The organism is Brotocaccenecus cirricatena, assembly GCF_020687045.1.
GTDB classification, from domain to species: domain Bacteria; phylum Bacillota; class Clostridia; order Oscillospirales; family Oscillospiraceae; genus Vescimonas; species Vescimonas cirricatena.
Genome location: NZ_JAJEPW010000090.1, coordinates 1 through 8195 on the forward strand (window position 1 = coordinate 1; position 8195 = coordinate 8195).

An 8195-nucleotide genomic window follows, 5' to 3' on the forward strand; every position below is an offset into this window, starting at 1 on the left:
CGATACTTGGCTGGAGACGGCCCGGAAAAATAGGTAGCGCCAACACAAGCGGACATCTTCGGATGTCCGCTTTTTTTGCTTGGTTCATAAAGTCAACCCCCGGCTCTGCCGAGAGAAACAGAAGGCCTATGGCGAGGGGAAGAGTAGACAAGAAAAAGTCTCCGAGTTAAAGTAAGAAAAAGGTTTGCCGGCCAAGACTTACAAAAACAAGGAGACTAATTCATGACAAGTAATAAAACCAACGACAAACAAAAGCTTGACTGTGACGGTGATGGCCTGTTTACGGGCGGTAGGGCAGAGAATGTGCGTGAAGAAAATTCGGTGCTCTTTGAGGGACTTGCCAGTAATAGGCCCTTACAGGGCCAGATCAGACCTCAGGCTTAGCCGGAGGTTTTGATTTCGGGTTCCGACCTTGACAGATGCCGCCGAATCCGGTAATATAGTGGCGGAAATGCTCAAGATATTGGAGGGAATGCCCATGGACATTCAGCAGGCGGTGGCGGAGAACATCCACCGCATCCGAAAAGCGCAGAAGCTCAGCATCGACCGGGCGGCGGAGCTGTCCGGGGTGTCCAAGAGCATGTGGGGCCAGATCGAGCGGGGCCTGGCCAACCCCACGGTGTCAGTGCTCAGCCGGGTGGCCCTGGGGCTGCACGTCCCCCTGGAGCAGCTGATCGCCTGCCACGACGACCCGCCTACGGCCCTGTATCGGGCGGTGGACGTGGCCGGACAGCGGCTGTGCGGCGGAAAGGTCATCGCCTACCGGCTGTTCCCCTTTGATCCGGAGTCCCGCAGCGAGTCCCTCCAGCTGGACCTGTTCATCAGCGGCCGCTATGAGGGACCGGACCGGGTCCCCGGCTCCTGGGTGTATGTCACCTCCCTGTCCGGAACGGCGGAGGTCACCACCGGCGGCGAGACCTATCGCCTGGAGAACCGGGACTGCCTGTCCTTCCCCGGCAGTCAGCCCTATTGCTATGAAAACGTCGGCAACAACACGGTCCGGCTTATCCAGCGGATCGTGTATAAAAAATGAGACGTCCCGGCAAACTACGGGACAAGGAGGAGCGTATCATGTATAAGAATATCGAAAAGCAGACCGCCCTGGAGCTGCGGGAACAGGTGGACTATCAGGCCGGTCAGATCATCAGCCGCACCCTGGTGCAGAATGAGCTGATGAGCATGACCCTGTTCGCATTTGAAAAGGGCGAGGAGATCAGCACCCACGCCGCCGGCGGCGACGCCATGGTGACGGTACTGGAGGGCACCGGCCGCTTCACTGTGGGCGGGCAGGAGTTCCTGCTGCATGAGGGCCAGACCCTGATTATGCCCAAGGACATCCCCCACGCGGTCTATGGCCAGGAGCGCTTCAAGATGCTGCTGACCGTGTCCTTCTGAGAAAAGTCCTGAAAAAGCACCGCCGGAGGCAGCGCCTCCGGCGGTCTGTTTTCACGATTCCATGTGCTTTCCCAGGAAGGCGGACACGGTCTGGGCCAGCTTATACTCCCCCTCGCCGGGGACCTGGCCCTCCGCCGACAGGAACAGCACCAGGCCCAGCACGTCCCCCTCGCAGAGAATGGGCGCGGCCACGGCGGCGGTGTAGCGGTCGTTTCCGTCGGTGACGGGCAGGGGCTGGTCCGCGCCCTGGCAGCAGTAGATGCGGCGCTCCTCCATGACCCGGGACAGAGCCTCGGACAGGGACTTGCCCAGCAGCTCCCGCTTTCCGGCGCCGGTGATGGCGATCACGGCGTCCCGGTCGGTGACGGCGGCGGTGAAGCCGCTGGTGCGGTTGAGGGCGTCGCAGAACTGCGCCGCAAAGTCCTCCAGTCCCCCCAGCAGGGAATACTTCTTGAAAATGACCTCCCCCTCCCGGGAGGTGTAGATCTCCAACGGGTCACCGTCACTGATAACACGGACACGGAAAACCTTGTCCTCGTGGCCCTTTGAGGACTGGATCAGCGTGCTTTCGATATTTTTCGTGCCTTGCTTAAAATTTGCGGCGTCCTCCAGCGTGCCGCAGCGCAGCAGCGTGTCGATGTCGGTTTTGAGCTTAATTTCTAAATGATCCTCAAAGACGAGAATTTTGCCGATCAGCAGCTCCAGGTCGTTCCGCTCCAGCTTGTCCTTTTCCAGAATGTCATGGAACACGTCGATGGCGGTCTTGGCCACGCGGTTCACCTGAATGATGGTGTTGCGCTTGTCAGAGAGCAGGTCGATCTGGTGGTTGAGGCCGTCGATCTTTTTTTGCAGGTCGTCTTCCATCTCGTCATACAGCGCCTCGATGGATGCCTCCTGCTCGGGCTTTTTCATAATTTCCCGAATGCGCTGGCGCTTCGTCACCTTCAATTCTTCGGTGAGATCGTCCAGCACCGCGGCGAGATTGTCCGCAGACTGCTCCGTTTCCGCTACCTGATCGTTCTCCCGCTTCAGCTCCTCGTTGAGCTGCTTCAGCATTTCGGCGGAGTTTTCTGCCAGCTTGCGGACATAGCTTTTCAGCAGCTCATCCAGCTTGTCCACCCGGATATGGTGGCTGGTGCAGCCCTTGAGCCCCCGGCGATGATAGGTTCCGCAGGTGTAGGCGGGGGCCAGGTCGCTGCGGCTCATGGCGAACAGCGGACTGCCGCAGTCGCCGCACTGCAGGAATCCTGAGTACACGTTGTCGTTGACCTTCACGCCGCGATAGTTGTTCCGGCTGCGCTTTTCCCGCAAGGCACGGGTGATGGCGAAGGTGCGGTAGTCGATGATGGCCTGATGGTGGTTCTCGATGACAATGTGCTCGTCGTCGTTGCGTTTGATGTCCTTGCCGTTGATCTTGGCGCGGGTATATTTGCCCTGACGGAGCGTGCCAATGTAGAAATCGTTGTCGAGAATCCCCTGCACCGTGGCGATGGCCCACGCGTTCTTGGCGTCGCGCTTCGTCTTCTTGCCTGCCGCCTCCTTGCGCATCCGCTCGGACATGCGCGGCGTGGGAACGCCCTCGTCGGTAAGATAGTTGGCGATTTTTTTGTAGCCCCAACCGGCGTTGTTGTAAAGGTCGAAGATTTGCCGGACGGTGGCCGCCTCGGTGGGGATGATCTCAAACTGCTTCCCCTCGGTGACGATGTAACCGTAGGGCGCGGCGCAGATCCACTCGCCGTCGTTCTGCCGCCGCTTCACCACGCTGCGCACCTTGCGGGAGGTGTCCGTGACGGGCATTTCGTTCACAAGGAACTGGAACTGGATTTTCAGCCAGTCGTCGTCATTGGGAAAGTCGATGCCGTCGCCGATGGAGACGATGCGCACGCCCGCGTCGCGCAGGTCTTCCAGCTCCACGAGGCCGCGCGAATTGCGGCGGGAGAAACGGGAAAAGTCCTTGATGATGAGGATGTCATATTTGTGCCGCATCAACCCCCGGCGCAGCTCCTGATAGCCCTCGCGCTGGTCGAAGGTGTAGCCGGAGCGGTCGCGGTCTTCAAAAAACGTCAGCGTGCTGCCGGGAAAGTGGGTTTTTACATAATCTTCGATGATGGCCTTCTGGTTTTCGATGGAGATGTTCTTCTGCTCCTGCTCATCGTCCACGGAAATGCGGGCATAGCCCGCAATGTCAAATGTTTCGATCAATCTGGCTCACCACCCTTCAGATATTTTGCCATCTCCCGGTCAAACTCAGAGATGTATTCGGCGTCCTGCTTTTTGCGGAACTCCTCGTAAATTGCGCCGACCTTCTTTGCCGCCGTCTCCCGGGAGATATGTCCCTTGCTATCCAGCACCTTGCGGCGGTTATTGGTGAGGAAGCGGTCGGTTTCGTCCAGCCAATCCTGCATACTCATAAGCTGCTCATCCTCCGCCATCAACTCGGCGTAGTCGATAAACATAGTGACCAGCCGATTCAGATGGGCCAGCTCCTTTTCGTTCAGGTAGTTTTTTGCCACCAGCGTGTCGCTTTTGAGAATTTTGCCGTCCGGTGCACCCTTCCATGTGGTCAGGCCCATGGTGGGGCTGTCCAGCGTTGCCCGCTCGGAAATCAGCTCTGCCGCCGTCATGCCGGTGACGGCATAGTGCAGCTTGTTCTGCACGAAGGCATAGAACGCTTTCGTGGTTTCGCTGTTTTTGTCGTAGTCGTAGCTGCACTGCTCGAAAACATCTGCAATCTTCTGATACGCACGGCGTTCACTGGCGCGGATTTCCCGGATGCGCTCTAAGAGCTCATCAAAGTAATCCTTGCCGAACGGACGGCCATTCTTCATCAGCTCGTCATTCAGCACAAAGCCCTTCTGAATGTACTCTTTCAGTGTCTTCGTTGCCCACTGACGAAAGCGTGTGGCCTTTTTGGAGTTCACGCGGTAACCCACGGCGATGATGGCGTCAAGGTTATAAAAATTGGTAGGCTTCGTAGAAAATTCGGAAATTCCGAATTTTCTCATGCAGGATGCTTTGTCCAGTTCTTCCTCCTCGAAGATGTGTGACAAATGCTCGCTGACATTGGACTTACTGGAGTCAAACAATTCCGCCATGCCAACCTGCGTCAGCCAGAATGTTTCGTCCATAAATACAACGTTTACAAATTCTTTTCCATTTTCATCGCTGTAAAGGAGAATTTCACTGTGCTCCATCATTTCATGTTCCATTTGCTTTTCCCTCCGGTTCTCTGACGGCCAGTGCCAGCCACATATATCTTTTCACAAATATCTTATTTCAGATAATATTGTACAGGATGTTTTCGAGCTTTGCAAGGGCAAAAAAGAAAAAGGCGGAAGGGATTTTTCCCCTCCGCCCATCATTCAGCGCTCCCTGCCCACGGCTCGCTGCTTTTTCTCCTGCTGCACGGCCTTTTCGGCGCTGCGGCGCCGGTTGTAGAGCAGCAGATCCCGCGTGTTCTCGTAAAGATCGCCCTTGCCGGACTCGAACACGGCGACCATGTATTTCTTCGCCTTGTATTTGGCGTAAATCTCTTTCAGCCCCTCCCGCAGAACGGGGTCAATTTTTTCTGCATTCGTCAGCCAGATTTCAACAAGCTTGTGATCGTCTCTGACGTTCATCTCCAAATAAAACCAGCCTCCTTTATATCTTTATTTTCCTCATCTTTCCTGCGCCTTATACGCCGCCGCCCGCTTTGCCGCCTGCAAAATCTCCGGAGGCAGGGCATCCACCATACGATGCAGTTCCTCCAGCTCGCCCAGCTTCTGGCTGATCTCCAGCTTTTTGCGGACGCTCTCCTTGGAGGCAGCACCCAACTGCTTCTCCAGCGCCGCATTTTCGGCGGTCAGCTCCCTGTAAGCTGCGTCGTACTTTCTGAGCTTTGTCCGCATGGCCTCCGCGCCGGGGATGTACTTGTCCAACAGCGCTGCCAGTTCTTCCGCCTTGGTTTTCTTGTTGAACGGATTGGTGTCGTTCAGAATTGCCATAATCTGCTCCTTCCGCCGGTTCAGGTGAACAGCTTCCTTGAAAAGCCGCGGCGGGATGTGGTCACGTCCGGTTTCGCTGGCGCTCTCGCCGCGCTCCAGGTCTGGGTATTTCTTGACCATGTGCTCCCAAAATCGGTCCTGCCACTGCGTCAGCTTCTTCTTGTTGCCTACGATTTCCTTGGCGCTGAGCCGCCCATCCTCCGTCAGCGGGACAAAGCAAAGGTGCATATGGGGCGTTTTCTCGTCCATATGTACCACAGCGGATATGATCTGATACGCTTTGTCAAGGGTGTTTAAGAAATTTTTTCGCTTTGTTCAAACTCTTTTGCACAATCATTCAAAATAAGCCGCTTAATCTTATCGGTCATCGTTTCCTTGCTCGTTTCGCTGAAATGCAGCTTGACACGATAGGTTGTCTTTCCAATCCTCTTTACCATAACGGGCTGCTGTGTACCTTGTGCGGTCAGAGGGGATGCGGTAGGGGTGGCGGTGCGGGTGTTGGTTTCGTTGCTCATAGGCTCTCCTTTCAAAGATAAAGCCCCATGCGGTCAGCACATGGGGCGGTGGTCGGTATAGTGAAAGTGCGAAAGTGCAAAGTGCAAAGGGTCTGCGTTTTGCACTTTCAGCTTGCGGGTTCGGGTGGCCGCTTCCTCTTGATGAAGTTGTACCATTGACCGCCGACACGCCTTGCGCCTAAAATGCCGCCCATGTCGCGCTTGGCGTTCTGCACCGTCCTCTCGGATATTCCGGCTTCGGCTGCGGCTTTTACAATGTCCTCACTGGCAAGCTCTTTCCCGTCTGCCAGTAAGTCTAAAATCAGTTTTTCCGCTTGCTCGGTCTTTGTGGCGGTGTTGCCGCCCGCGCCGGATAGCAGTTCATCAGCGGTTATATCATATTCGCCTATCCACTCAAAACCTGTGTCGGGGTCAAGGCAAAAGGCTATGGGCTTGCCCTCCGGCGCAAGGGAAGATTTGTCATGGACGATAACGCGCACATTCGGCTCTCGCTTCACGCGCCCGATTAAAAGCACGCTCCGCGCGGCGGCGCGGAAGTCGATAGAACCTAAGCCCCGGTATGCGCTCTGCCCTCCGGCAGCTTTGTTGAGATGTCCGATAAGGATAACGGCGCACCCGGTACGCTCGGCAACATCGGCAAGGCGGCGGAACATGGGGCGCACTTCGTTTGCCCGGTTCATGTCGGTCTTTTCGCCCATATACGCCTGTATGGGGTCAAGGATAATCAGCCGCGCCCCGTTCTGCGTGATTGCCTTTTCTATGCGCTCGTCGGACAGGGTAAGTTCCCGCTTGGCTTCATCAATCACAAGAACGCGGTCAAGGTCTGCTTCGGCTTCCATAAGGCGGGGCTTGACGGTATCTCCCAAACCGTCCTCTGCGGTCTGGTAAATCACTTGGAATGGCGGCAAGGGCTTCATTCCCGGCAGCGTTCCCCCGGTGGTGCAGGCGGCGGCAAGGCGTAGGGCAAAGGTGGTCTTTCCCTCGCCGGGATTGCCTTGCACAATAGTTACTTTCCCAAAGGGGATATACGGCTCCCATAGCCATTCAACGGTCTGTGTGTCAACCTCGCTCATGCGGATAATCTCAACGGTTTCTTCCTGGGTTGGCTCTTTCAAGCCGTAGACCGCTTCACGCAAATACTTCCCGTCCGCGATTTCTGCCCGGTGCTGCAATACCTCGTTCCAGTCCTTGTAGAGCGGCACAAGGCGGTGGACGGTCAAGCCCTCCGGCACAAGCTCCGCAAGGCGGCTGCAAGCGTCGTTTCCGGCGTTGTCGTTGTCAAGGCAGAGGTAAACCGTCTGAATGTCTGGACGGTCAGAGAGAAAGCGTAAGAGGGCTTTTTCTCCCACACCGCCCAGTGACAAATAGCTTTGCTTCTGCCAGCCTTTTTTGAACAGGCAGAGGAAAGATAACAGGTCAACGGGGGCTTCAAAGACAAAAAGCCTTTCGCCCTCGCCACGGTAGCAGAAATTAAAGGCTTTGTCGCTGCCTTTCACATCAAGCCGGAAGCTCCCGGCTGTGCCGCGCTGATGGGCGTATCGCGGTATGCCGCTTTCATCTCTGCCGACGAATACGGCGTTATGGTGGGCGGCTTCCTCGTAAATATCCCCGGTGGAAAAGAAAAAGCCCGTCACATCTTCATCAATGCGGCGGGCGGCTGTGAGGTAGTTCCTCGCTATACGGTTGTCGGTGCTGCGGGGTGGTAGCCGGAAGTCAGAAAAGGACGCGGGGCTTGGTCTGTCCGGCGGCGGGGCGGCTCCTTTTTCGCCTGTGAGAAGTTCCACGGCTTCGGTAAAGCTCTTGCCGAAAAACTCCATGACAAAATCAACGGGGCCACCGCCCTTGCTCTGGCTGTGGCGATACCACTTGTTGCCCCAGACGGTCAAACTGTCGTGCCGTTTCCAACGGTATTCCTGTCCGGCGCGGGTAAGCTGCTCTCCCTGTGATTGCAGGAAAGAAACAAGGTCGGCTTGGTTGGCTCGGTCTATTTGGCCTTGGGTGTAATACATGGTTGATACCTCGCTTTCTGTGGTTGAATTGCTCATAGTTTTTAAGTATAATAAAATCAGTAATCGAAATTTATGAGGGTACTAAAATGGTATTTGAAAAAATTGATAGAAACAGTTGGAAGCGGAAAGAGTATTTTGAACACTACTTTACGAATATACCTTGCACATACAGCATGACTGTTAAAGTGGATATTACACAAATAAAGAAAAAACAAATGAAATTATATCCAGCAATGCTTTATTACATTACAACGATTGTGAACCGCCATTCTGAATTTAGAACAGCAATC

10 protein-coding genes are annotated in these 8195 nt (G+C 55.5%); 4 read left to right on the top strand and 6 right to left on the bottom strand.

What is annotated here, in order from left to right; all coding sequences use genetic code 11:
* Positions 1 to 222: 222 nt before the first annotated feature.
* The 3 genes from LKD37_RS16115 to LKD37_RS16125 all read left to right on the top strand — a co-directional run bounded on the left by LKD37_RS16115 (position 223) and on the right by LKD37_RS16125 (position 1395).
* Positions 223 to 384, top strand: a complete 162-nt coding sequence (locus tag LKD37_RS16115; RefSeq protein WP_302930108.1) for a hypothetical protein — start codon at positions 223 to 225, stop codon at positions 382 to 384.
* A 67-nt stretch (positions 385 to 451) separates the two neighbouring features.
* On the top strand, positions 452 to 1033 hold the full coding sequence (locus LKD37_RS16120; RefSeq protein ID WP_302930109.1) for a helix-turn-helix domain-containing protein: 582 nt from the start codon (positions 452 to 454) through the stop codon (positions 1031 to 1033).
* 38 nt (positions 1034 to 1071) lie between these two features.
* The gene (locus LKD37_RS16125; RefSeq protein ID WP_302930110.1) at positions 1072 to 1395 is read left to right on the top strand and encodes a cupin domain-containing protein; all 324 of its coding nucleotides are present in this window, start codon (positions 1072 to 1074) and stop codon (positions 1393 to 1395) included.
* Between the two features lie 51 nt (positions 1396 to 1446).
* On the opposite strand, the gene LKD37_RS16130 is transcribed toward LKD37_RS16125, so the two are convergent.
* From LKD37_RS16130 to LKD37_RS16155, 6 genes are all read right to left on the bottom strand, one after another.
* Positions 1447 to 3597, bottom strand: a complete 2151-nt coding sequence (locus tag LKD37_RS16130) for a stage V sporulation T C-terminal domain-containing protein (RefSeq protein ID WP_302930111.1) — start codon at positions 3595 to 3597, stop codon at positions 1447 to 1449.
* Complete coding sequence (locus tag LKD37_RS16135) at positions 3594 to 4604, bottom strand: virulence RhuM family protein (protein ID WP_302930112.1); 1011 nt, start codon at positions 4602 to 4604, stop codon at positions 3594 to 3596. Before LKD37_RS16135 ends, LKD37_RS16130 begins: the two co-directional genes overlap by 4 nt.
* A 153-nt stretch (positions 4605 to 4757) precedes the next feature.
* On the bottom strand, positions 4758 to 5021 hold the full coding sequence (locus LKD37_RS16140) for a hypothetical protein (RefSeq protein WP_302930113.1): 264 nt from the start codon (positions 5019 to 5021) through the stop codon (positions 4758 to 4760).
* Between the two features lie 33 nt (positions 5022 to 5054).
* Positions 5055 to 5651 (bottom strand): plasmid recombination protein, encoded by a 597-nt coding sequence (locus LKD37_RS16145; RefSeq protein ID WP_349048671.1) that lies wholly within the window; start codon positions 5649 to 5651, stop codon positions 5055 to 5057.
* Between the two features lie 23 nt (positions 5652 to 5674).
* Positions 5675 to 5896 carry a transposon-encoded TnpW family protein gene (locus tag LKD37_RS16150; RefSeq protein ID WP_097777333.1) on the bottom strand — a complete coding sequence of 74 codons (222 nt, stop codon included), beginning with the start codon at positions 5894 to 5896 and terminating at the stop codon, positions 5675 to 5677.
* A gap of 107 nt (positions 5897 to 6003) precedes the next feature.
* Positions 6004 to 7905, bottom strand: coding sequence for an AAA family ATPase (locus LKD37_RS16155; RefSeq protein WP_302930114.1), 1902 nt, complete (start codon positions 7903 to 7905; stop codon positions 6004 to 6006).
* A gap of 86 nt (positions 7906 to 7991) precedes the next feature.
* Here LKD37_RS16155 and LKD37_RS16160 point away from each other — a divergent pair.
* Positions 7992 to 8195 (top strand): CatA-like O-acetyltransferase (locus tag LKD37_RS16160; RefSeq protein WP_302930115.1); only part of this gene is annotated, 204 nt, incomplete at its 3' end.